Source organism: Leptolyngbya sp. DQ-M1 (genome assembly GCF_039962505.1).
In the GTDB taxonomy this organism is placed as follows: Bacteria; Cyanobacteriota; Cyanobacteriia; order Leptolyngbyales; family Leptolyngbyaceae; genus Leptolyngbya.
The window spans coordinates 578,438-602,308 of sequence record NZ_JAMPLJ010000001.1; the positions used below are offsets into that span (position 1 = coordinate 578,438).

Below are 23,871 nucleotides of genomic sequence, written 5' to 3' on the forward strand. Positions count from 1 at the left end.
ATGAAAGTCGCGGTGACTGGGGCAACAGGATTTGTCGGATCACGGTTAGTGGAACGATTGTTAGCAGAAGGGAATTCAGTGGTTGCATTCAGCCGCGCCCGTGCCAGTGCAGAACGAAAACTTCCGCGCTCCTCAAACTTAGAAATCGTTGCATACCATCCGCAACAAGCGGGAGACTGGCAAGCAAAAATCTCAGGCTGCGATGCGGTTGTGAATTTAGCCGGAGAACCGATCGCTGAAAATCGCTGGACTCCTGAAATCAAAAAATCTCTGTTAGAAAGCCGGACTTTGACGACTCAAAATGTGGTGAATGGCATTGCTCAAGCCAATTCAAAACCGTCTGTGCTGGTGAATGCGTCAGCGATCGGCTTTTATGGCACCAGTGAAACGGCGGCATTCGATGAAACCAGTGCCGCAGGACAAGATTTCTTAGCCGAAGTGTGTCAGGCTTGGGAAGCAGAAGCCAGTAAAGTCAAAGAAAGCGGCACCCGATTGGTAATCTTCCGAATCGGAATTGTTCTCGAAAACGGTGGCGCACTGGGTAAAATGTTGACCCCGTTTCGGATGTTTGCGGGAGGGCCGATCGGTTCAGGCAAACAGTGGTTCTCCTGGATTCATCGTGAGGATTTAGTCAATCTGATTCTCAAAGCCCTGACCGATTCCAATCTAGAAGGCACCTATAACGCAACGGCTCCGAATCCGGTGAAAATGGCAGAACTCACCGACGCGCTCGGACAAGTGATGAATCGTCCGTCTTGGTTGCCCGTTCCGGCATTTGCGTTAGAAGCATTATTGGGCGATGGCGCGATCGTCGTTCTCGAAGGACAGCAAGTTTTGCCAAAACGTACCCTGACCACCGGCTTCGAGTACGAGTATCCAACCGTAAACCAAGCCCTTGCCGCAATTCTTAAATAATCCCAGTAAACCCTAGATTTCATAAGGATTTCAGCCTCGATCCCAAAGCTAAATTTGTGCTAAAATTTATCCAATATGAGCCGAAGCAGCTATACTTTCTAGGCATCTTTTTCCGCTCATATTTTTTCGCTTTTCGGTAGTACAAAAGTATCTCGGAGTCTTCTATGACCTTCTCCCAGGAACCGCCCCAAGATCGGATTATTCCAACCGATTTACGCAACGAAATGCAGCGGTCTTACCTGGAATACGCGATGAGCGTCATCGTAGGGCGGGCGCTGCCCGATGCGCGAGACGGGCTGAAACCTGTGCATCGTCGTATTCTTTATGCCATGCACGAATTAGGACTGACGCACGATCGACCCTTTAGAAAGTGTGCCCGTGTGGTCGGGGAAGTGCTGGGGAAATACCATCCGCACGGAGATACCGCCGTGTACGATGCCTTAGTGCGGATGGCGCAGGACTTTTCGATGCGATCGCCCTTGATTGATGGGCATGGAAACTTCGGATCGATCGACAACGATCCCCCTGCAGCAATGCGATATACCGAATGTCGCTTAACTTCACTCACGGCATTTTCACTGCTCCAAGACATCGAATCGGAAACCGTAGATTTTGTCGATAACTTTGATGGCTCAGTTCAGGAACCAACCGTTCTGCCGTCAAGAGTGCCGCAACTGCTCTTAAACGGTTCAGCAGGAATTGCAGTCGGAATGGCAACCAACATTCCGCCGCACAACTTAGGAGAACTCATCGACGGACTGGTGGCATTGATTCAGAATCCAGATTTAACCGATCTGGATTTGATGCAGTACATTCCGGGCCCTGACTTTCCAACCGGTGCCCAAATTTTGGGACGGACTGGAATTCGAGAAGCGTACACAACTGGCCGCGGCTCGATCACGATGCGAGGCGTAGCTTCGATCGAAACGATCGAACATCGTGGACGACCGGATAAAGAAGCAATCATCATCACCGCTCTGCCGTATCAAACGAATAAAGCGGCATTGATCGAACGCATTGCAGATTTAGTGAACGATCGCAAGATCGAAGGCATTTCCGATGTACGCGACGAGAGCGATCGAGATGGGATGCGAGTCGTCATCGAACTGCGACGTGATGCTTACCCACGTGTAGTGCTGAATAATCTCTACAAGCAAACTCCAATTCAAGCGAACTTTGGCGCAAATATGCTGGCGCTTGTAAATGGCGAACCACAGTTGTTGACTCTGAAGCAGTTCTTGACCGTGTTCTTGGACTTCCGGGTCGAAGCAATCACGCGCCGTACCCGATACCAACTCCGCAAAGCTCAAGAACGCGATCATCTCCTGCAAGGATTGTTAATTGCATTGGCGAACCTCGATCGCATTATTGCCCTGATTCGTCATGCGGCTGATACCGCAACGGCGAAACAACAACTGATTGAAACCTATTCGCTTTCAGAACAGCAAGCTGATGCAATTCTGCAAATGCAGCTTCGACGGTTAACAGCACTCGAAGCCGAAAAGATCGAGCAAGAACACCAAGATTTGCAAGCTCAAATTCAAGACTTGTTAGATATCTTGGCAAGACGCGATCGCATCTTAGACATCATCACTCGAGAAGTCACGCAGCTTAGAGCGAGTCATGCCACACCGCGTCGAACTATCATCGAACAATCTGAAGACGACCTCGGTGATATCGATCTGATTGCAAATGAGAAATCGATCGTGCTTGTCACCGAACAAGGCTACATCAAGCGCATGCCGATCAGCACGTTTGAAGCCCAGAATCGCGCCACTCGCGGTAAGTCTGGAGCGCGAATGAAGGAAGACGATGCCGTTGAACACTTCATTAGCTGCTGCGACCATGACAGCGTATTGTTCTTTAGCGATCGTGGAGTCGTCTACGCGCTGAAAGCCTATCAAATTCCAGTCGGGTCAAGAACCTCGCGAGGAACGCCGATCGTTCAGTTGCTCACTGTGCCGCACGGAGAAAAAATCACTTCGGTTATCTCTGTGAGTGAGTTCTCCGATGATGAGTACCTGGTGATGCTGACCAACAAAGGCTACATCAAGAAAACAGCCCTTTCAGCCTTTAGCAACATTCGCACCAACGGCTTGATTGCGATCTCGCTCGAAGAAGGCGACCAACTGCGATGGGTGAGACTATCGCGAGTGGATGACAGCATCATTATTGGATCAAGTCAGGGTCGATCGATTCACTTCCGTGTCAACCATGAGCAATTGCGCCCACTCGGTCGTGCAACTCGTGGTGTAAGAGCAATGTCTCTCAGAGAAGGTGATAGCTTAGTCGGTATGGCAATCCTGCCAGGTCAGATTGTGGCAGATGTTGTCCAAGCGCAAGCCGAAGATCCTGCGGGCGTTGAAGATGAGGCAAGCCTGGACGAGAACACAGAACTGCCGCCGCAGTCCGGCCCGTGGGCGCTTGTCGTCACGACCGGAGGCTATGGTAAGCGAGTTCCGGTCAAACAATTCCGTCTGCAAAACCGAGCAGGAATGGGAATTGTGGTGACGAAGTTCCGCAAACCGGGTGATACTTTGTCTGCGCTGCACATTGTCAACGAAGGCGATGAAATGATGCTAATCACCAATCGCGGCATTATTATTCGGCAGTCGGTGGATGCAATTTCATCGCAGTCACGCGCAGCCACTGGAGTCAGAGTGCAGCGATTAGACGAAGAAGATGCGATCGCAGCCGTTGCGCTTGTTCCTCCCACTGCAGAGGAAACTGAAGTGGTTGATCTCGAAGACGACGCAGAATAATCAAAAGGCGGGAGCAATCCCGCCTTTTTGATTTTTTGCAGATTGAGATCGACTCTCAGAGCCGACTTCTCTCCCTGGGGGGTCATAACCCTGAACTTTGTTTGAAAAAATTGAGCAGGAACCGAAGTCAAAAACTTTGCCTGACCCCTGCCCTAATTCCTGAAAGTAAGGTAAGAAGACACAAGTTCGATAGGGTTCTCTCTTTGGTTTGAGTGGCTACTTGCTCCTAAATTTCCCACATTGGGTAATCAGTGTGGGAAATTGGAATTTCCGGCTTGGAGTCGCCCTAAGGTAAAAGATAATGTAAAAGATTTGGGTAGAGGATTTGGGGACTGCCCGATGACTCAAGCGAAGCGAAAAACCTTGATCGAACTCACATCCAAAATCGTCATTGCACCAGGAGTGAGAACAATTCGTGAGTGTTTTACAGCGATTTCAGTCTAATTCGTCCAATCATCCGTTGGGAGGTCGCTATCAAGTTATTCAGGAATTGAGCGCGGGTGGATTTGGTCAAACTTTTCTTGCTGCGGATTTGCACCTTCCCGGTCAGCCTCACTGCGTCGTGAAACAACTGAAACCCCAGTCTACTCATCCCCAAAGCTTGCAGGTCGCTGCCCGCCTGTTTGATACGGAGGCGCAAGTGCTTTATCGCTTGGGACATCACGATCAAATTCCGCGCCTGCTGGCTCACTTTCAGGAGAATTCAGAATTCTACCTGGTTCAGGAGTGGATCGACGGACACCCCGTGGGTGAAGAACTGATTGCTGGGCAACCCTGGTCAGAAGCGCAAGTCCTCTGGATGCTTCGCAGCTTGCTTGACGGACTGAGCTTTGTGCATCAGCAGAACGTGATTCATCGCGACATCAAGCCCTCAAATCTGATGCATCGTCGCTCAGATGGCAAAATTGTGCTGATCGATTTCGGAGCCGTGAAGCAAGTCAGTACCGGATTCAGTCACACTGCGCCAACTCATACGATCCCGATCGGCACTCCAGGCTATATGGCGATCGAACAAATGGCAGGAATGCCCCGCTTTAGTAGCGATATTTATGCGGTTGGTGTGATTGCGATCGAAGCTCTCACCGGACTTCCGCCTTCCCATCTCACTCAAAATCCGAATACCGGAGAGCTTCAGTGGCGCGATCATCTACCCGATCTTAGCCCCGCGATCGCTGCTGTGCTAGAGAAGATGATCTGTGCTGACTTTCGCGATCGCTATGCCACTGCTGTACAAGCTTTGACCGCCATTCAAGCGATTTCCGCAGATCTCGGCGCTGCACCTATCCCCCTGCCTTCGCATCCACCGATCGCGTCAAACTCTACCGGAACCGCTTCGGTTCCGGTACCCACAGCAGCCTTAGCCGTGAATCCTCCACGCAATTTAGACAATGCAGCGATGCAGGCGCGAAAAATCTTTCCGTTTCTCGCGTCGTTCCGTCCCACCGTCTTAGCGGCGACATCCCTAATGCGAGTCAGCACACTTAAGCAAAGCGTAACGGTCAGATGGCGCGAACCGCTCGCTAAGATTTCTCGCCGTCGGATGCTGCCTCCCGCGATCGGACTCACGATACTAGGCGCTACTTTTTTCGGTTGGAATGCCACTCGTCCCCCTCAAAGAAATCTGAGCATTTCCACGCCTGCTCCTTCCCCGAATCCGGCGACTCAAGCTGCAAAACTCCTCGACGAAGCAAAACAGCAGCGGACAGCAAAGCAGTATCAGCAAGCCGTGAACACCTACGATCGGATGATCACGATCGATGCCAAATCTGCTGAAGCGCATTGGGGACGGTGCTACAGCTTGAATTATTTACAGCGTAGTAAAGATGCGATCACGGCGTGTGAGGCTGCATTAGCGCTGCGCCCGAATTATCCAGAAGCTTTATGGAGTAAAGGGTACGCTCTGGAGCAACAGCAACAGTACGAGCAAGCCTTGCCGCTTTATCAACGCGCTATCACCCTGAAGCCTGATTTTGCTGAGGCGTGGAGCAATCAGGGAACGCTACTGTTCCGGTTTGGTCGTTTCCCTGAAGCGATCGCCGCCCTGGATAAAGCAACCACCCTCAAACCAGATTTAGCAGAGGCTTGGAACAATCGGGGTGCTGTATTGTGGCGCTTGGGGCGGATTGATGAATCGATCGCATCGATCGACAAAGCCATTCAGCTTCGACCCGATTACCAAGACGCGCTCAGTCTGCGGCAGCAGATTGAGCAAAAACTGAACCGAGGCGGCCATCAAAAGCGAAACTAGCCAAATTGGCAAACTCCCACTGCTAGCAGTGGAACTCTCCCACGCTCTGCGTCAGACCAGCCAAAAGCAAGCCGATTGGGATCAGTCTCGAACCGCAGTCTGTCGGATTCGCATTAATCTTTATGCTCACGCCGCTGTCGAAACCATTGCTGCAATTGATCCCGGCAAGGCATTTCTAAAATCCCACCGAATACTGTTAATCGATGATTCGATGCCGCGCTATCCGGCAAATTCAACACTGTCCGAATCGCGCCAGCTTTCGGATCATCAGCTCCATAAACAAGCATTCCTAATCGCGCCAAGACGATCGCACCCGCACACATCGGGCAGGGTTCCAGCGTTACGTACAGCGTACAGTCATTTAAATGCCAGGACTGTAAAGCTTGCCCCGCTTGTCGCAGCGCCAACACTTCTGCATGAGCCGTCGGATCGCGATCGCGTTCTCGGCGGTTCTCAGCCTCCGCAATAATCGTGCTAGATCGAACCACGATCGCACCAACCGGAACTTCTCCCGCATCTCCGGCTTGCTGTGCCAATTCGAGCGCTCGCCGCATCCAATCGCAGTGCGTGGAATAGTCAGCGCTATTGATCCCACTTGGGTACCCAGAAACCATGAACTTTATTGAGGCTTTTGGGAATACTCTACCTGATTGCCTTGGAGATTCTTGCAGCTCTGGGCAGTTCAGGGTCAAACATTCTGTAGCGCGATCGATGTCCTCATGAGCTATTGCTTAAATCCAGTCTGTTCTAATCCCGAAAATCTGGCGAACGTTGAGCGGTGTCAAGCTTGTGGTGTTTCTCTGCTGTTGCGCGATCGGTATCGGGTGTTTCACGCGCTGGGTCAAGGTGGCTTTGGTGCAACATTTCTAGCTAGGGATGAATCGCTTCCCGGTCAGCCTCATTGCGTGATTAAACAACTCCGTCCCACCGCAACGGCTCCTCATGTCATGCAAATGGCGCGAGATCTGTTTGAACGAGAAGCCCAGACGCTGGGACGAATTGGCAATCATCCACAAGTGCCACGTTTGCTGGATTATTTTGAGGCAAGTCAAGAATTTTATCTAGTTCAAGAGTATATTAGCGGATCGACGCTGCAACAGGAAATCAAACGATCGGGCGCGTTTAGTGAAGCTGGAGTCAAACAGTTTCTCAGTGAAATCCTACCGATCATGCAGTACGTGCATAGCCATCAAGTGATTCACCGGGACATCAAGCCTGCCAATCTGATCCGCCGATCGCAAGACTGCAAGCTTGTGCTAATTGACTTTGGAGCCGTGAAAAATCAGGTTAACTCGATTTCTACAAGCTTATCGGATCAAACTGCTTTAACCGCTTACGCCATTGGGACACCAGGGTTTGCCCCACCAGAGCAAATGGCGATGCGTCCAGTGTATGCCAGTGACTTGTATGCACTCGGAGTCACCTGTATTTATCTCTTGTCTGGGAAATCTCCTAAAGATTTAGATTACGATCCCACAACAGGCGAACTCCTCTGGCAAAGGCAAGTTCACGTCAGCGAACACTTTGCAGGTGTCTTGAAGAAAATGCTGGAAGTGTCCGTGCGGCATCGGTTTCAGTCGGCTAATGAGATTCTCCGGGCGCTGGACTTAGAACCGTATCTTGATAGTTTGGCAAACAGCATGAATAGCGTCACCGCCCGATCGACCCTGCCGAAACGCGAACCCGATTCCCAGCCAAGCTCTCCCGCCGCTCGCGCAGCAATGGCAATTCGTGCTAGGAATACGCGATCGGACTCAACTCACACCCAAACCGGAGCCGCCCGAAACCGGATGATGGCAGCCCGTCCTCGTGATTCGGGCGGACGCACTAGCGGCATGACCGAAGGCAGAATCAATCAGGCCACAAAACTGGATGCTATCACTCTCGCTAATTTGTATACCAAAGGAAAACGCGATTTTGCTTCTGTAGAGCTGTGCGCTGTCGTCGCTCCAAAAATTAATCTAGCCGGTGCAGTCTTTCACCAATCGAATCTCAAGCAAATTAACTTACAAGGCGCAAACTTATTTAACGCAGATTTTGGGCGAGCCAACTTAAGCCGCGCAAATTTACGTGATACCAATATGGCGCAGTCTTATCTGAGCAATGCGGATTTACAAGGGGCAGATTTGCGGGGAGCCGATCTCACCCAAGCCTATTTGCTCAATGCCAATCTCCGGGGAGCGAACCTCTGTGGCGCGAATCTCACAGGCGCGAAAATCACTGAAGAACAGTTAACCACCGCAAAAATGAACTGGCTAACCGTCAGACCCAACGGAAAACGCGGAATTTTGTAAAGACATGGCTATTATTAAGATAAATTCTCGATCGCACCATGTTAATCGCCGTTATTGCTCTGAATCTTTCACTGGCACTTTACGGGTTCTACCTGACCTGGCAAATGCGGAACCTGCGCCGGACATTTTCTCAAGCCGCAGATGCCCTGATTCTTGCAGAACAGAATACACACAATCTACTCAGCGGCGCACCTGAAGGAATTGAGCGACGAGAACTCACTGTTCACCAGCTTCGTCAGAACTATCGACAACTCCAGCCAAAACTCCAGCAAGCTCAGAAAGCGATGGCACTTCTTGGTATGGGACGATCGATGTTCTTGAGTCCCAAACTCCCCCAACGCTTAAGAAAATCTGCTACAAAACGAATGAACCGCTAGATCGCTCTCTTCGTCTGGCAAAATGGGGGTACGGTGTTGATCGAAATACTAGCAAGGGGAAAAGCCGAGCATTATGTCTAATCGGTCTGGATCATTTTTAGGCGGCATGATTGTCGGAGCGGCGATGGGAACGATCGCAGGCTTACTGATGGCACCGCGCACTGGGCGAGAAACCCGACAACTGATCAAAAAATCAGCCGATGCCCTACCTGAACTTGCGGAAGATCTTTCCACCAGTGTCCAACTTCAGGCAGATCGATTTTCTGAGACAGCTTTGCGAAACTGGGATGGTACCCTGACTCGATTGAAAGAAGCGATCTCGGCGGGTCTCGAAGCGACTCAGCGTGAGCATCAACTCCTCGATCGTGAAACTGAATCAGGGAATGAACCAAATCCTCCGGTACGCGATCGTTTGCGATAGGCGAGTGAAATGTGGCTGATCCTATTTTTTGGTTAGGTTTATCAATTTTATTGGTGGCGATCAGTTTGACCGCACTGCTTACGGTTGCAATCCCAGCGTTTAATGAGATGGGACGCGCCGCCCGCAGTGCGGAAAAGCTATTTGATACGCTGAATCGCGAACTGCCGCCAACGCTGGAGGCGCTGCGAATTACGGGTCTGGAAGTCACCGATCTCACCGATGACGTGACGCAGGGTGTTCAGAGTGCAACCCAAGTGGTGAAACAGGTCGATCAGAGCATTACCGGAGTAAAACAGCAGGTTCAAAAAGCGCAAACGACAAGTCGAAGCGTGTTTGTGGGTGTGAAAGCGGCATGGCGCACCTTGACCCAGCCGAATAAATCGCGGCGATCGTCCCGGTTGGCATCGGGTTCAGACCCACGATCGTTTTTTCGTCCTACTGCTTATCGCGACCCTTTTGACGACAATCATTACGAAGATTCTTTAAGCGCAGACCCGCACCATGATCGCCACAGTGAGAATTTACCGAATGAGCAATCGGACGTGCAGCCCACTGAACCTCCAAGACAACCGGTGCAGCGTAAGCCAGAGTAGTCCAATTTCTCAGGGATCGCGATCCTATATTAGAATTAGTTAAACAAATGTAAACAAAAATGAACGTTAATCCCTGAACGTCTCATTTTACGATCGCTTCTATGTTCTTTAGTCATACAACTGTGAAACCGCCCATGCACACTCTTCGAGTCCGCCGTCTGTTACAAGGACTGATGGCGCTGATGGTTGTTCTCTCCGTATGGACGATCGCACCTGCGGCTCAGGCTTATAACAATCCTGACCTGCTGCCCGATCATCCGACGAATGTGATTGATCTCGCGAATGAATTGACGACGATCCAGGAAGAGACGCTCTCCGAAGATTTAACCAATTTTGAGGCAAAGACGGGCTGGAAACTGCGCGTTCTCACTCAGAGCGATCGCACTCCCGGAACTGCGGTAAAACAATTTTGGGGTTTGGACGATAAAAGCGTTTTGCTTGTGGCTGATCCCCGTGGTGGGAATTTATTAAATTTCAGCGTTGGTGATGACCTGTATCCGCTACTGTCTCGGACATTCTGGATCGAGCTGCAAACCCGATTTGGCAACCAGTTTTTTGTGAGAGATAACGGCGGGGATCAGGCAATTTTGCAGGCGTTAGAGTCGGTGAAAGGATGCTTGTTGCAGGGTGGCTGTAGCGTGGTTCCGGGATTACCGCGTGAGCAGTGGTTATTGACGTTAATCACATCTACAGTCGGTGGATTGGTGTTTGGCTTTGCGGCACAGCCTCGTAAAGAAGGGCAGATTTTTGCTTGGCAGTGGGCGCTGATTTTCTCGCCGCTGTGGGGCATTTTGTTTTTGGCGTTCGGTGTTGGCCCAGTTGTGACTCGCACTTCGGAATGGCTCCCTCTGTTTCGCAATGTGGCAGGATTTGCGATCGGAGCGCTAGTTGCATTTCTAGCTCCATCTTTTGCGCGATCGTCCACCTCAGAAACCTAAACATTCAGAACACAAGCAATTCTCCATTAGAGGATCGTAGCGACATGACTGATCGCGTCGCTACGATTATGTAACGAACTGGCGATCTCCCACGATTCTTTAAGTTTGAATTAGACCGGGGTTGATGAACCCTCCGATCGCTCTTCCAAGCTTGGGCTAGCCATTTCAGGCAGAATAGCAGTTCCGCTCAAAGTCATCACAGACAGTAAAGTTAGCTCCATTAGCTCGATATATGCCTGAACTTCAACTTGGTCAGTAATCAACATCTCGCGGTATTGCTGCTTGAGATAGCCTAATTTCTGTAGGGCGGCTTGTGGATCGGTTTGCAGCGAGGCTTGCCAGTCATCTAAGACCAGTAGTGTGTTCAGAACAAACTGTTTTCGCTGCTGCTCTAGGATAGTGCGGCATTGAACCGCGAAAGTTTGCGTTTTGTGCTGTACTTGCTCATAGGCATCCGACGTAATCGAACCGTCGATGAACATCAAGCGGTGTTCCTGGCTCAGATCCTCAATGCCCTCTAGAGCTTGCTGAGGGTTGTGCGGAAGAAACTGCTTCAGTTCGTTGGTGCGAGTGATGGTAGCCAGGAGGAACTTTTTGCTGCGATCGCGTCTCCATCGCTGAATAATTAATCCAATCCCGCTCGTACCAAATAGAATCACAAGTCCTGCCTGGAGGTCACTATTGGCTTCGAGATATCGCAGCCACGCATTGCGCGGATCAGCATTTTCAGCATAGACATTCTGAGCGCCGGGATGGACGTAGAGCAAGTTTCTCTGCAACAGCGATCGCGCTTCCCCGGTTTGCAAATCGGGATAAAAGAGCGAAAACCGGCGGGAATTGTATAGAATCGCCCAGGTGAGTAAGCCAACCGTTTCGGTGCTGACATCGGGGCGAGTCACCAGAACAGTTGCAGTGGCGAGAGTAGAAATATCGCGGCTGGGAATCACAGGGCGCGGATTGTACACACCCTGCGGGATCGTTGTGGACTGATACGCACCCGGATCGCGATTGGTGAGGTAGTTGATGCGCTCAGGCTCGATCGACACCAGTTGCAGCGAGGAATTTGCAATTAACTCCTGTCGTAGTCGTTCGCTTGCACCCAGCGTTCCTACATAGAATCCAGCATCAAGCTGACGGATGCTGAGCTTACGAAAGGTTTCATCAAAGCTAGAGCTGTCTTTCTGAAGCTTGAGGTTGAAGGCTCGAATGAGATATTCCGAGGTGTAACGGATGCCGCTGCCTGAAGAGCCAACTCCGACCCGCTTGTTGTTCAAGTCGGAGAACGATCGAATTTTGGCATCTTTGGAGGCGATGATGTGAATCGGCTCATTTGCCAAAATTGCCACGGCTTGAACTTTCCCTTGGCTCATGGCATTGCTGACGACATCAAGCTGCACTAAGGCGAAGTCTACCTGACGATCGAGTAAACGCCTCAGGTTCTCGATCGAGCCTTGAGATTCGCGGTTTTCGACCTTGAGCTGTACGGTGTGATGAGTTACGGAGCGAATTTGCTCTGCCAATCGACTGTAATAGCCCTGACTGGTTCCACTCGAAAGCGCAACTTGTTTAGGCGATCGAGCGCAACCGGAGGTCAGCAATGTGACTCCAACGGCACAACCCATCATTAGCTTCGATAAGAACTGCAGTTTTAGCATTGTTTCGATCGAGAAAGGAACGCTCAGACCTGTCTTTTAATCATGTCTGATTTCATCATCCCTGAAACCGTCACCGCGAATACAGTGATAATTTTTGTTTGAATGAATTCGGCTCAAGCTGTTTCGGTTTTCCTTTCCGTAAAGCAAGACTAACCAACGATAGGGTCTTTAAAAGACTGACATCTTGTCGAACCAAAACGCCATACGAGGGAGATTGTAAGTTAATCCAAATCACAAATCGAGTCGCAGACAGAGTGACTACGATTGGGATTTTTGCTTCAGCGAGTACCCATGCCATTTGGTGCGCCTGAAGACGGTATCTCAGGTCAAATTGGTAAGCTGCGCCATAGAGAGTATTGGCATACCGCATTCCTTCTCGAATTTGATCTTGGAAAAAGAAGGAAAATTTGTCGATCGTAGATTCCCGCAGAATAGGAGGGTACTGGTTAGGTGCAGTGTCCTTGATCTCAAAGCCAAGAGTCTGAAAAATGCGGCGCTTGATCTCTACTTGATCTCTATGAGTGCGGTTGCATTGGCTGGGTTTTGTTCAAGCTGCTGGTAAAGCTTTGTTAGCAGCTCAAGCTCTTGAATTCTCAAGCTGCGGTTCCCAGGAGCGAGTGGCAAATTTTGCACAATGCGATCGAGATTGTCGTCACTCAGATTGAAGCAATTTGAAGTGGAAACAAGCGATCGAGGTATTCAAGATTTTGCCTTAGAAGTTTACGAATGTGATAGTGAGCGATCGGAGAAAGAGACATAACCGTAGACGAGAATGGACTTGCGAATGAGCAACTTCTATTTCAGAGTGCCCCATATAAGTCGCTTAAGAGCGTCAGCGTTTTAACGGAAGTCTCCAACGAAGGTACATTTGTGAGAAGGGCGAAATAAATTTGTTAGATCGCTTCGGGATTGAAATCGATTAGCTCACGGGTCGCATAGGTTCCGATCGGACTCCAGAGCAAATAAGGCACAAGAAACAGGGCGGCAAGCGGGGAAATCGGCAATACCGAGAGAGCTAAGACAAAACCCAAAACCCCACCAAAGCCTCCGATTACCGTTCCGATCGCTAAGCTGCGAAGTCTTAACGTCAGCGGAATATAAGCAACAGTCACGACCTCCACAAGCAGATAGAAGCCCATAATCAACCAGGTTTTGAGGCTGCCTGGATCGGCTCTCCACACAAGCAGCGCCGAGATTGCACCACAGGTAAAAATCACAGTCCAAATCACTGGAATTACAGGTTCAACGATCGCTAACCAGCGTGGAAGATTCAGCCGTTTCACCCAGCGAATGTCCTCTTTGGGGTGAAACAGAAAGCTTCCAAACGATACCAATATCGTTACGATCGCAATGATCATCCAGGGTTTCAATGAACTGCTCCTAACTCTGCATTTCGAACATAGCGAGATTGCTACAAGCGCAACCTGTATCCCCAGGCAGAACTATCCGCCCACGTGGATACGGGGACGGCGCTGCGGAATTCTTTCAGCTTTTCGCAAGACTTCGCGAGTTAAAACTGCGATATCTCCTTCACCCAGTAGAATAAACCGCATCAAATATTGAATCGGATTACCTTCGACCCAGCCAAAGTAAACATGAGGAAGCCGACCCGTTTCATCTCGAATGGCTAAGGCAATGGCTGCGATCGCATTCGGTACAGCAGCACTCCTGGCTCTCAAGATGCGATAGTTTCCAACCTGCACTCCTTGGACTTGAATGGTATGGGCAAATTGCGACGCATCTGAAATCTGGATTTCTAGAAACAGAATGGTTTCATCTGGTGGAATGTGAGTATCTTCGCGTACCTCTTGTTCTTTGAGAAAATACTCTCGTTCATCCCCTATACTGATCCGATTTGCAATCAATCGCACCGCATGATGATTTTCTTGAGCGAGAAATTGACGCGCAACTTCATCAAACTCAAGGTGCTCAGCCCGAAGCTCAGTCGATCGCCAAACTCGCGAAATCATCGACGTGACAATGATCGCTCCGATAAACAGCGAGGCAATCCGAATTCCTTCAGGTCGCTCGATAATATTGACGATCGTAGTGTAGATAAACACTAGAGTAATGATGCCGAACGTGAGCGTTCTGGAAAGTTTGCCTCGATTGCGCGTTGAGAGTGTGACCGCGATCGCGGCTGAACTCATTAGCACTAACACACCTGTAGCATAAGCTCCCCCCTGTGCCTCAACATTCGCCTTGAAAATGATGGTTACGACAAAGGCAACAAAGGTGTAAATCAGCACTAAAGGACGAATCATCAATGTCCAACTGGGAGCCATTCCATAGCGGGGTAGATAGCGCGGCACAATGTTTAACAATCCTGCCATTGCAGAAGCACCCGCAAACCAGAGAATTGCGATCGTGCTTAAGTCGTAAACAGTTCCAAAGGCATTTCCTAGATATAGGTGTGCTAGATATGCCAGTGCGCGTCCGTTTGCTTTTCCGCCTGCTTGGAACTCTGCCGCTGGAATTAATAGTGTTGTAACAAGACTACTGGTCATGAGGAAAAAGCTCATAATTATTGCAGCAGTTCCCAACAACTTATGAGTATTGCGAATTCGCCCTTTGGGGGCTTGTTCGGTATCAGTTTGCCGTCCTCGTACTAGCGGCATCACAGCAACCCCGGTTTCAAATCCAGACAGTCCTAGTGCTAACTTAGGAAACAGTAGTGCGGCAACTCCTACAATTAGCAATGGATTAGATTGTTGTGCAAACAGTGCTTGTTGCCAGTTTGCCACAGCTGATAAGTTATTCAATATTTGATAAGCGCCTACACCAATGGTGATCAAATTCAGAAACAAATAGACACTGACTAAAAAGACAGCAATGCCGATCGCTTCTTGAAAACCCCTAAGAAAAACAGCTCCCAACAGAGCAACTAATATCAACGTAATCGTAACGCTTTGCCCGTGCAGAAATTCTGGAACAAACGGATTTTCAATAATGTGAGCCGTGGCATCCGCAGCAGAAAGGGTAATCGTAATAATAAAATCGGTGGCAACAAAGCCCAGCAAACATAGCACAAACAATTTGCCTTGCCATCCCGGTAGAAGCTTTTCGAGCATTGCGATCGAACCTTCTCCATGTGGACTGATACTGGCAACGCGGCGATAGATAGGAAGTGCGCCGAAAAGCGTTAATAGCACTAGGATCAGCGTTGCGATCGGAGATAAGGCTCCGGCAGCGAGTGCGGCAATTCCTGGCTGATAGCCTAGAGTCGAAAAGTAATCCACCCCAGTCAGACACATCACTTGCCACCAAGGTTTTCTCACATGATGCTTTTCTGCCTCGCTGCGATTAGCGTCCAGCAACCATTCGGCGAACTGTCGTCGATATTGTTTTGGTGGAACAATTGGCCCGACCATGAACATTACTCCTAAAGATTTAGCGAGCCTGATTCAGCTCATGCAGAAGCACGATCGCTGAATAGCAGTTTTAATTTGTCAAAATCCGTCAAGATTAAAGTTCACATGTTATCACTGTGGAAATAACTATCTAAGGTCGAAGACTGTAGTTTTAGAGGCTCTACAGGCTAGCCAAAGGAAAGATAGAGGATTTTAGCTGTAGGGCAAAAAATTCTTTGACCACTTTGACAAATTATAAAGGTGGAAATAAGGGGAGCGATCGAAAGAACTGAAGCGATCGACAGTGCTACAGTGAGTCCTGACGGTTGAAGAGTCAAGACTATGAGCTTATCGACGCTGATTTTGGTGGCAATGGCGGTGGGAATCGGGTTTGGGGCGGTGCTGCATGATTTCTTTCCGACAGTGATCCTGCCGCTCGATCTCTATTTGCTCAGTCCAACTGGAACGGCATTTTTGCGGTTGATTCAGTTTGTGGTCGTGCCGATCGTTTTTTCATCGCTGATTTTAGGCTTGACTCGGATTCAGAATGCGGCACAGGTTGGGCGGTATGCGGTAAAGCTGATTGTGAGCTATTGCTTAACGAGTGGGATTGCTGTGGCGTTGGGATTGATCATAGCGGTTGTTGTTAAGCCTGGAGTTGGAGTGTCGGTTTCAACTGATGTGCAGATTAGTGCGATCGCTCAACAACAATCACTAATCGATTGGTTAGTGAGCTTGATTCCAACGAACCCAATTGAAGCACTTAGCACAGGCAATCTACTACAAGTGATTTTCTCATCTGCGTTGATTGGGGTTGCAATTCAGCTTGTGGGTGAAAAGGCAGCAAGCTTTGTTAGCTTTGTTGAAAGTTGCTATGTCATTAGTGAAAAAATTCTGTCGATCGTGCTTTATGTTGCACCGATTGGTGTCTTTGCCTTAGTTAGCTCAGTTATTGCAACCGAAGGGCTACAGCTCATCGCGAAGTTATTTACCTATGTCTTTTCGCTCTTTGTTTCGACATTGATCATGATTACTTTCTATGTCTTGATTCTTGCGATACTGAAAGCCAAACCGATTAAACTGCTTCAAAGTCTTGTTCCAGCCTTGTCGTTAGCATTTGGCACTGCAAGTTCTAATGCTGCACTGCCTGTCGTCCTGAAGAATGTTCAGGAAGATTATGGGCTGCGTGAGGACATTGCTAGCTTTGCAGTCCCCTTAGGAACAGCATTAAAGCGAGATGGATCAGCGATTTTGCAAGGCTTTAATGCGGTGTTTATTGCTCAAATGTTTGATATTTCTTTGACTCCTTCATTGTTGCTTGCGATCGTACTCAGCACCTTTTTAGTTTCGTTCAGCACTCCGGGTGTTCCTGGTTCTGGAATCATCATGATGACGACTGTTCTGACTGCATCAGGATTACCCGTGGAAGGAGTGGCAATTGTGGCGGGAATCGATCGCTTAACTGATGGCTTCAAAACAGTGCTCAACATTATTGGCAATGTTTCAAATGCAGTCATTCTGAATGCTTGGGAAGATGCGCCGGCTCCTCAGCCTACTGATGTCACGGATGAGGTCAGGGAGCTTACCTAATCGCACTTCAACTTGGTAGGTCAGTCTTTAAACGAAGTGGGCTTTTGACCCACTTTTTCATGATCTCTATCCTGGGTCGGACTGATCTTCTACTCTCTTCTATCTATGTAGGGACGACATAATTTACCTAGAACCTCTACTCTGCTTCAAGACGTAGCAGGTAGAAGGATAGTAGGTAGACAGTGTGAGTGAGGCGATTTCAACAGCAGAAAGAATTGCGATCGTTCGGGCATTACCAGGATTGGGGGATTTCCTGTGTGCAGTGCCAGCCCTACGCGCTCTGAGAGTCGCTTATCCTCAAGCAAAGGTGACGCTGATTGGTTTGTCCGGTTCACAGGGATTAGCGGAGCGATTTGAGCAGTACATTGATGAGTTTGTAGTGCTGCCTGGTTATCCTGGTCTGCCAGAGCAGTCTGTTGATTTATCTGCTTTGCCAGCTTTTTTTGCAGAAATGCGATCGCGCAAGTTTGATCTCGCAATTCAGATGCATGGAAGCGGCGTTGTGACGAATCCGCTAACACTGGAACTCGGTGCAGGGCGAACGATCGGATTCTTCCAATCCAGTCAAGTTTGTCCCGATCTCGCTTCGTTTTTGCCGTTCGTCGAAACGGAGCATGAAATTTTGCGGTATTTGCGCTTGCTTGATTTTGTAGGAATCCCAGCGTCAAACGCGCAGATGGAATTTCCGATCGGAGAGAACGATCGCCAAGAGAGACAAGCTTTATTGCAACTGTACGATCTACAGCGCTATGTCTGTATTCATGCCGGGGCAAGTGTTTCTTCGCGCTGTTGGTCAGGAGATCGGTTCGCAGCGATCGCAGAGCATCTCGCCCAGAAGGGATGGCAGGTGGTATTGACCGGAAGCGATGCGGAACGGGGATTAACTGAGGCGATCGCACAATTGATCAAGGCTCCGACGATCAATCTAGCAGGACGAACCAGCTTGGGGACGTTGGCGGCAGTGCTAGAAAACTGTCGATTGTTGGTGTGCAATGATACGGGAGTTTCACATCTTGCGGCGGCGCTCAAGGTTCCAAGCGTGGTGATCTTTAGTGGGTCTGATCCGCAGCGATGGTCGCCTTTGGATCGCCAGCGCCATCGATCGATTGTGCCTCCTGCTTCGATTAGCACGGTCTTGGAGCAGGTTGAAGCTCTATTACAGCAGGAGGCACTCTATGTTGCCTGAGAAGGTATTGGTGATTCAGACTGGCAATCATGCAGATGGATTGCGATCGGGAATTAAGCAGGTGCGATCGCAGTTGCCAAGTTCGCAGATTGTTGTGCTGTGTGCGGCTCGGCTGAGTCAAGTGGCACTCTCAATTGCTCAAGTGAATCAGGTCTTAGTACATTCTGCTATCTCTGAAACAAGCTTGTCTGATGTTCCAGAGCGATTACTGAATTTGATTGAACTGCTGAAAGTTGAGCAATTTGATGCGGCGATCGTCTTACCCGATGGAAATCGATCGCCGTATCCGGCTGCTTATGCTTGTTATCTTGCCGGAATTCCGGTGCGAGGCGGAGTGTCTTGTGAGTTCGGAGGCGGGGTGTTGTCGGTGTGTAGAGCGAGTATTGAGGAGATGCTGAATACTCTTCGGGAGGCAGCGTGACACGAGAAGGAGCTGCGCTAATTCGGTTTAAGCGAGTTGCTCAAGTGATTGTTCAGCAGATCCAAGAGGTGCTGAATGCACGAGTGTTTGTAGTGGACGATCGAGCGATTGTGGTCGTAAGTACCGAGAATGAGGCAGTTGGACACTGTTTTGATGCACCATCGAATTTGAGACTGCCTTTACAGGTCGGATACCAACGAGGCGAATTGATTCTCGGCCATTTAGAGTCTGATGAGATTTCGCTGCGGCTAATGCAAGTTTTAGTAGAGTTAGTGATTGCCCAGGCAATGTCGATCTCAGATCAGCCTTTTCAGCCAGAACTGAAAAACAAGTTTATTCATGATCTGCTGCGTTCTGCGAGCCGGAACGAATCTGAAGTGCTACGAGAAGCGCAGATTTTGGGCTTAGATTTTACTCGTCCGCGGGCTGTGATTTTGATTGATGCGGCTGAATATTTGCTCTCTTGTCCGACTAAGCCGTTTGAAATGTTGGATGCTCAAACTCAACGCAGAATTCAGGTAATTATTGAAAGCATTGTTAAGTTCTTTCATCTCCCTAACGATACAATTTGTGCTTACATTGGCGGGAGTGAGATTGCAGTATTAAAAGCCAGTAGTACTCAAGATCTTAAGGCTTGGGCAGACCAGAAAGACCCCGCCGGAAATCCATCGTGGGCAAATTTAGCCGCCTTAAAACGAGCCAGTACCGCATTGCTGAATCAATTGCGATCGCAAACCGGAACCAATCTCAGCATCGGAATTGGGCGCTATCATCCAGGCATTCAAGGGTTGGCGCGATCGTATCAAGATGCACAAGCGGCATTGTCTTTAGGACATCACTTTTCTGGTGAAAACCAAGTTTATTGTTTAGACGATTTGGGTGTCGCCGCGTTCGTTGGCATTTCAGACGAAAGCACAAAAATTGATTTAGCAAAACATCTTCTCAGCCCGTTAGATCAAGAGCCAGAACTAATTGATACGCTGGAAGTTTTCTTTACAGAAAATTGCTATCCGTCTTCTACAGCCGGGAAGTTATCTATCCACAGGAATACTTTAAGTTACCGTCTTGATAAAATTACTTCATTAACGGGACTAAATCCCCGCCTATTTGATGATGCAATCCAGATTCGATTAGCGCTACTGTTGCGCTCTTTTGTTGATTCGCATTCGGAAAGTTTAGCGGTTCGCGATCGTAAGTTGGGCATTTGCACAATCCCTGAGCGTACAAACTCATTACATCTTGTGCAAATGCCCAATGTATTCTCTCTTTAAATTTTGCATGATATAAAACAATCATTCAGTATGTTTGTTTTGCGTTGATTGTTCTGCTCCAGGAACGCGCACTTATTCGGAATTTTAGTTATGAAACCTCTTCGGATTCTTACTTGGCACGTCCATGGGAGCTATTTGTATTACCTTGTCCAGTCGCCGCATCAATTCTTTCTGCCGGTGAAACCTGGGTTTCCAGAAGGATACGGCGGTAAGTTAGGTGGATTTGTTTGGGGTGACAATGTGCATAATGTTCCGGCTGAAGAAGTACGGAACTTGGAGTTCGATTGCATCTTGTTCCAATCACGCAAAAACTATCTCGAAGATCAGTACGAGATTCTGTCGGAGCAACAGCGCTCCTTGCCTCGGCTCTATCTGGAACATGATCCACCCCGCGAACATCCAACAGATACACCGCATGTTGTGAATGATCCAAATGTCCTATTAGTTCATGTGACGCACTTCAATAATCTGATGTGGAACAGTGGTGTGACACCGACCTGTGTAATTGAACACGGTGTTATGGTTCCTGAAACTGTGCGCTATCAAGGGCAGATCGATCGCGGCATCGTCGTAGTGAACGGATTACAAGCAAGGGGACGAAGACTCGGAGCTGATATTTTTGAACGAGTGCGATCGCAAGTGCCGTTAGATTTAGTGGGAATGCAGGCGGAAAAGCTCGGTGGACGCGGCGAGATTCCGCACCAACAATTGGCTGAGTTCACGTCACACTATCGATTCTTTTTTAATCCGATTCGCTACACCAGTTTGGGCTTGTCGGTCTGCGAAGCCATGATGATCGGAATGCCAATCATTGGGCTTGCGACCACGGAAATGGCAACGGTGATTGAAAACGGAGTGTCTGGTTATGTGGATACGAATGTCGATCGCTTAATCGAGGTGATGCAGCAGTTGCAGAAATCACCCGAAGAAGCTCAGCGATTGAGTCAGGGGGCGCGGAAAGTTGCCGAAGAGCGATTCAATATCGAGCGGTTTAAGCGCGATTGGAATCGGGCATTTGCACAAGTTGTCGATCGTAAACCTACTATGACCCTCGTATGAAACGGATTGCATTAATTAGTGAACACGCTTCGCCGTTTGGGATTCTGGGCGGTGTGGATAGTGGCGGACAAAATGTGTATGTCGGACAGTTGGCGAAGCATTTAGCCAAGCGCGGTTATCAGGTGGATATTTTCACGAGGCGCGATCGGGCGTTGTTGCCGGAGATTGCCAACTGGAGCGAGGGAGTGCGTTTAATTCATGTTCCCGCAGGTGATCCGGTTGAGATTCGCAAGGAAGATCTATTGCCGCATATGCAGGAATTCACAGCGTACATGCTGCGTTTTTGTCAGCATACGCACTATGATCTCGTTCATGCTAACTTCTGGATGTCTGGGCTGGTTGCCGCAGAGTTGAAGCGAGTGTTGCAGATTCCGTTTGTGATTACGTTTCATGCGTTGGGGCGGGTGCGGCGATTTCATCAAGGCGGAAACGATGAGTTCCCGGATGAGCGGTTTGAAATTGAGGATCGATTGGTGCAGGAAGCCGATCGCATTGTTGCCGAATGTCCTCAAGATGAAACGGATTTGATTGAACTCTATAATGCTGATCCGCGCAAAATTACGATCGTGCCTTGTGGCTTTGATTCGTCTGAGTTTTGGTGTTTAGATAAAGCATTGGCGAGAGTTGCTTTAGGGTGGAATCCTGACGATCGCATTGTTTTGCAACTCGGTCGTATGGTTCCGCGTAAAGGGGTTGATACCGCAATTCGAGGATTTGCAAAGTTCTCTGAGAAGACTCCTGCACAGTTGATCATTGTGGGTGGTGAACTGAATGATAGTGATCCGCGCATTGCGAAAGAGGTCGATCGACTGAATGCAATTGCAACAGAGCTAGGAGTCGTCGATCGTGTGCATTTCGTCGGTCGCAAAGGGCGGGAAGTGTTGCGGTACTACTACAGTGCAGCAGATGTGTTTATTACAACGCCTTGGTACGAACCTTTCGGAATTACACCGCTTGAAGCAATGGCTTGCGGAACTCCAGTAATTGGTTCGAATGTCGGTGGGGTGAAATTCTCGGTTGCAGATGGTGAAACAGGCTATCTTGTGCCACCGAATCAGCCCGATGCGATCGCCGATCGTCTGTCTCATTTGTATGCTCATCCAAGTTTAATGGAAAAGCTCAGCCGCCAAGCAATTCGGCGCGCCAATGATCTGTTTACTTGGCAAAGTGTGGCAGACTCGATGGCGAATTTATATCAGTCTGTGCTGATTGATCAGTCAACTGTGTTAGATTCTGCGGCAGTGATCGATCGGGGATTCAATTCAGTGATTGCAGCCATTCAAGCGGCTCACTCCTGCTTGCAAACTGAAATTACTCAAGCGGCAACCTTGATCACAAATTGCTTTCTTCAAGATGGCAAAGTGTTAATCTGTGGCAATGGCGGTAGTGCTTCAGATGCTCAACATTGTGCAGCAGAATTTGTCGGACGATTCAAGATTCCAAATCGGCGGGCGCTGCCTGCGATCGCGCTCTCTGCAGATACCGCATTGTTGACCGCTTGGGCAAATGATGTGGGATACGATCAGGTGTTTTCTCGTCAGATTGAGGCATTTGCACAACCGAATGATTTAGTCATTGGAATTAGCACGAGCGGTCGATCGAAAAACATTCTTGCCGCGTTTGAAACCGCACAACGTCTGGGAATTCCGAGCATTGGAATTTTAGGCGGCGATGGAGGACATGCTCGATCGCTCTGTGACTTATCGATCGTGGTTCCTGCGGCTGATTCACAGCACATTCAGGAAGTGCAAATCGTCGTGATTCACTTACTTTGCGAATTAGTTGAAGCATGGGTAGTGAATCACGAACAGAAACCGAAGCGACAACGATTAAGACTACAGAATCGTAAACAAGCTTCGGGAGTTCCGTTAACGGTAAATTATTAGGACTGCGATATGCCTAAAATTTCGCCCTCACCCTAAACCCTCTCCCTAGGGGAGAGGAGACAAGAATTCTAGCTCTCTTCTCCCTCAGGGAGAAGGGTTGGGGATGAGGGCAACACCGTTAACGCAAAGAACAAACAATTGATATAGGAGAAAACAATGAGTGATTTAACTGGAAAAGTAGCTCTCGTGACAGGTGGCGCACAAGGATTAGGCGAAGCAATTTGTCGAGTTCTAGCTGCTTCTGGTGTTACTGTCATCGTCGCAGATATTCGAGAAGATCTCGCTGAGAAAGTTGTCTCCGAAATTAGCTCGGAAGGTGGAAAAGCGGCAGCCCTGCGTTTAGATGTCACTGATGAAGCCCAGATTCTCGCTAGCATTGACAAAGTGATTGCAGAATATGATCACTTAGATATTCTGATTAACAACGCGGGAATTGATGTTACGGTGTCGATCGAAGAACTCGATGTCAAAGACTGGGATCGGGTTCTTGCGGTGAACCTCCGCGCCCCCTTCATTCTGTCGAAAGCGGTGATTACGCACATGAAGCAGCGCAAGTCTGGACATATCGTCAACATTGCTTCGACTGCATCAAAGCGCACATGGGCGAATGCAACTGCGTATCATGCCAGTAAGTGGGGCTTAGTTGGGTTTAGTCATGCGCTGCACGTTGAAGCCCGTCCAGAGCGGGTCAAAGTTACGGCTGTGATTGCAGGCGGAATGCAGACTCCATTTATTCTCGATCGCTTCCCCGATACGCCGCTTGACAAGCTCCAAGACCCCAAAAACGTTGCGGATACCATTCGCTACATTCTCACCCAACCACCGGAAACTGTGATTCCAGAAGTGATGGTAATCCCGATGCAAGAATCGTCTTGGCCTTAATCTAATATTAGAAAGGCACTTCT

Annotated in this window: 20 protein-coding genes; 15 read left to right on the forward strand and 5 right to left on the reverse strand. The window is 49.1% G+C overall.

From position 1 onward, the window contains the following. From NC981_RS02850 to NC981_RS02860, 3 genes are all read left to right on the forward strand, one after another. Positions 1–915, forward strand: coding sequence for a TIGR01777 family oxidoreductase (locus tag NC981_RS02850; RefSeq protein WP_348241439.1), 915 nt, complete (start codon positions 1–3; stop codon positions 913–915). A gap of 164 nt (positions 916–1,079) precedes the next feature. Further along, complete coding sequence (gene gyrA, locus NC981_RS02855) at positions 1,080–3,677, forward strand: DNA gyrase subunit A (protein WP_348241440.1); 2,598 nt, start codon at positions 1,080–1,082, stop codon at positions 3,675–3,677. 415 nt (positions 3,678–4,092) lie between these two features. Further along, complete coding sequence (locus NC981_RS02860; RefSeq protein ID WP_348241441.1) at positions 4,093–5,925, forward strand: serine/threonine-protein kinase; 1,833 nt, start codon at positions 4,093–4,095, stop codon at positions 5,923–5,925. A 113-nt stretch (positions 5,926–6,038) separates the two neighbouring features. On the opposite strand, the gene tadA is transcribed toward NC981_RS02860, so the two are convergent. After that, positions 6,039–6,539 (reverse strand): tRNA adenosine(34) deaminase TadA, encoded by a 501-nt coding sequence (gene tadA / locus NC981_RS02865; RefSeq protein ID WP_348241442.1) that lies wholly within the window; start codon positions 6,537–6,539, stop codon positions 6,039–6,041. A 105-nt stretch (positions 6,540–6,644) separates the two neighbouring features. On the opposite strand from tadA, the gene NC981_RS02870 reads away from it, so the two are divergent. The 5 genes from NC981_RS02870 to NC981_RS02890 all read left to right on the forward strand — a co-directional run bounded on the left by NC981_RS02870 (position 6,645) and on the right by NC981_RS02890 (position 10,548). Next, positions 6,645–8,219 (forward strand): serine/threonine-protein kinase, encoded by a 1,575-nt coding sequence (locus NC981_RS02870; RefSeq protein WP_348242030.1) that lies wholly within the window; start codon positions 6,645–6,647, stop codon positions 8,217–8,219. A 38-nt stretch (positions 8,220–8,257) separates the two neighbouring features. Next, entirely contained in the window at positions 8,258–8,596 is a 339-nt protein-coding gene (locus NC981_RS02875) for a hypothetical protein (RefSeq protein WP_348241443.1), read from the forward strand. A 70-nt stretch (positions 8,597–8,666) separates the two neighbouring features. After that, positions 8,667–9,017 (forward strand): YtxH domain-containing protein, encoded by a 351-nt coding sequence (locus tag NC981_RS02880; RefSeq protein ID WP_348242031.1) that lies wholly within the window; start codon positions 8,667–8,669, stop codon positions 9,015–9,017. An 11-nt stretch (positions 9,018–9,028) separates the two neighbouring features. Beyond that, positions 9,029–9,610 carry a DUF948 domain-containing protein gene (locus NC981_RS02885; RefSeq protein WP_348241444.1) on the forward strand — a complete coding sequence of 194 codons (582 nt, stop codon included), beginning with the start codon at positions 9,029–9,031 and terminating at the stop codon, positions 9,608–9,610. Positions 9,611–9,744: 134 nt separating this feature from the next. Beyond that, positions 9,745–10,548, forward strand: coding sequence for a TPM domain-containing protein (locus NC981_RS02890; protein ID WP_190378886.1), 804 nt, complete (start codon positions 9,745–9,747; stop codon positions 10,546–10,548). Between the two features lie 110 nt (positions 10,549–10,658). On the opposite strand, the gene NC981_RS02895 is transcribed toward NC981_RS02890, so the two are convergent. From NC981_RS02895 to NC981_RS02910, 4 genes are all read right to left on the reverse strand, one after another. Continuing rightward, the gene (locus tag NC981_RS02895) at positions 10,659–12,203 is read right to left on the reverse strand and encodes a TAXI family TRAP transporter solute-binding subunit (RefSeq protein WP_348241445.1); all 1,545 of its coding nucleotides are present in this window, start codon (positions 12,201–12,203) and stop codon (positions 10,659–10,661) included. Positions 12,204–12,273: 70 nt separating this feature from the next. Next, on the reverse strand, positions 12,274–12,573 hold the full coding sequence (locus tag NC981_RS02900; RefSeq protein WP_348241446.1) for a hypothetical protein: 300 nt from the start codon (positions 12,571–12,573) through the stop codon (positions 12,274–12,276). A gap of 523 nt (positions 12,574–13,096) precedes the next feature. Continuing rightward, positions 13,097–13,561, reverse strand: a complete 465-nt coding sequence (locus NC981_RS02905; RefSeq protein WP_190378887.1) for a tryptophan-rich sensory protein — start codon at positions 13,559–13,561, stop codon at positions 13,097–13,099. A gap of 84 nt (positions 13,562–13,645) precedes the next feature. Further along, positions 13,646–15,574 (reverse strand): amino acid transporter, encoded by a 1,929-nt coding sequence (locus NC981_RS02910; protein ID WP_348241447.1) that lies wholly within the window; start codon positions 15,572–15,574, stop codon positions 13,646–13,648. A 321-nt stretch (positions 15,575–15,895) separates the two neighbouring features. On the opposite strand from NC981_RS02910, the gene NC981_RS02915 reads away from it, so the two are divergent. The 7 genes from NC981_RS02915 (at position 15,896) to NC981_RS02945 (ending at position 23,848) form a co-directional block, all read left to right on the forward strand. Then, on the forward strand, positions 15,896–17,143 hold the full coding sequence (locus NC981_RS02915; RefSeq protein ID WP_348241448.1) for a dicarboxylate/amino acid:cation symporter: 1,248 nt from the start codon (positions 15,896–15,898) through the stop codon (positions 17,141–17,143). Between the two features lie 184 nt (positions 17,144–17,327). Then, positions 17,328–18,329, forward strand: a complete 1,002-nt coding sequence (locus NC981_RS02920; RefSeq protein WP_348241449.1) for a glycosyltransferase family 9 protein — start codon at positions 17,328–17,330, stop codon at positions 18,327–18,329. Then, complete coding sequence (locus tag NC981_RS02925) at positions 18,319–18,750, forward strand: hypothetical protein (protein WP_348241450.1); 432 nt, start codon at positions 18,319–18,321, stop codon at positions 18,748–18,750. Before NC981_RS02920 ends, NC981_RS02925 begins: the two co-directional genes overlap by 11 nt. Beyond that, the gene (locus NC981_RS02930) at positions 18,747–20,021 is read left to right on the forward strand and encodes a helix-turn-helix domain-containing protein (protein WP_348241451.1); all 1,275 of its coding nucleotides are present in this window, start codon (positions 18,747–18,749) and stop codon (positions 20,019–20,021) included. Before NC981_RS02925 ends, NC981_RS02930 begins: the two co-directional genes overlap by 4 nt. Before the next feature lie 90 nt (positions 20,022–20,111). Next, positions 20,112–21,080, forward strand: coding sequence for a glycosyltransferase (locus NC981_RS02935; RefSeq protein ID WP_348241452.1), 969 nt, complete (start codon positions 20,112–20,114; stop codon positions 21,078–21,080). Continuing rightward, entirely contained in the window at positions 21,077–22,966 is a 1,890-nt protein-coding gene (locus NC981_RS02940; protein WP_348241453.1) for a glycosyltransferase, read from the forward strand. Before NC981_RS02935 ends, NC981_RS02940 begins: the two co-directional genes overlap by 4 nt. Positions 22,967–23,122: 156 nt before the next feature. Next, positions 23,123–23,848: an SDR family oxidoreductase gene (locus NC981_RS02945; protein WP_348241454.1), complete on the forward strand. Its 726-nt coding sequence runs from the start codon at positions 23,123–23,125 to the stop codon at positions 23,846–23,848. The last annotated feature ends 23 nt before the right edge of the window (positions 23,849–23,871 follow it).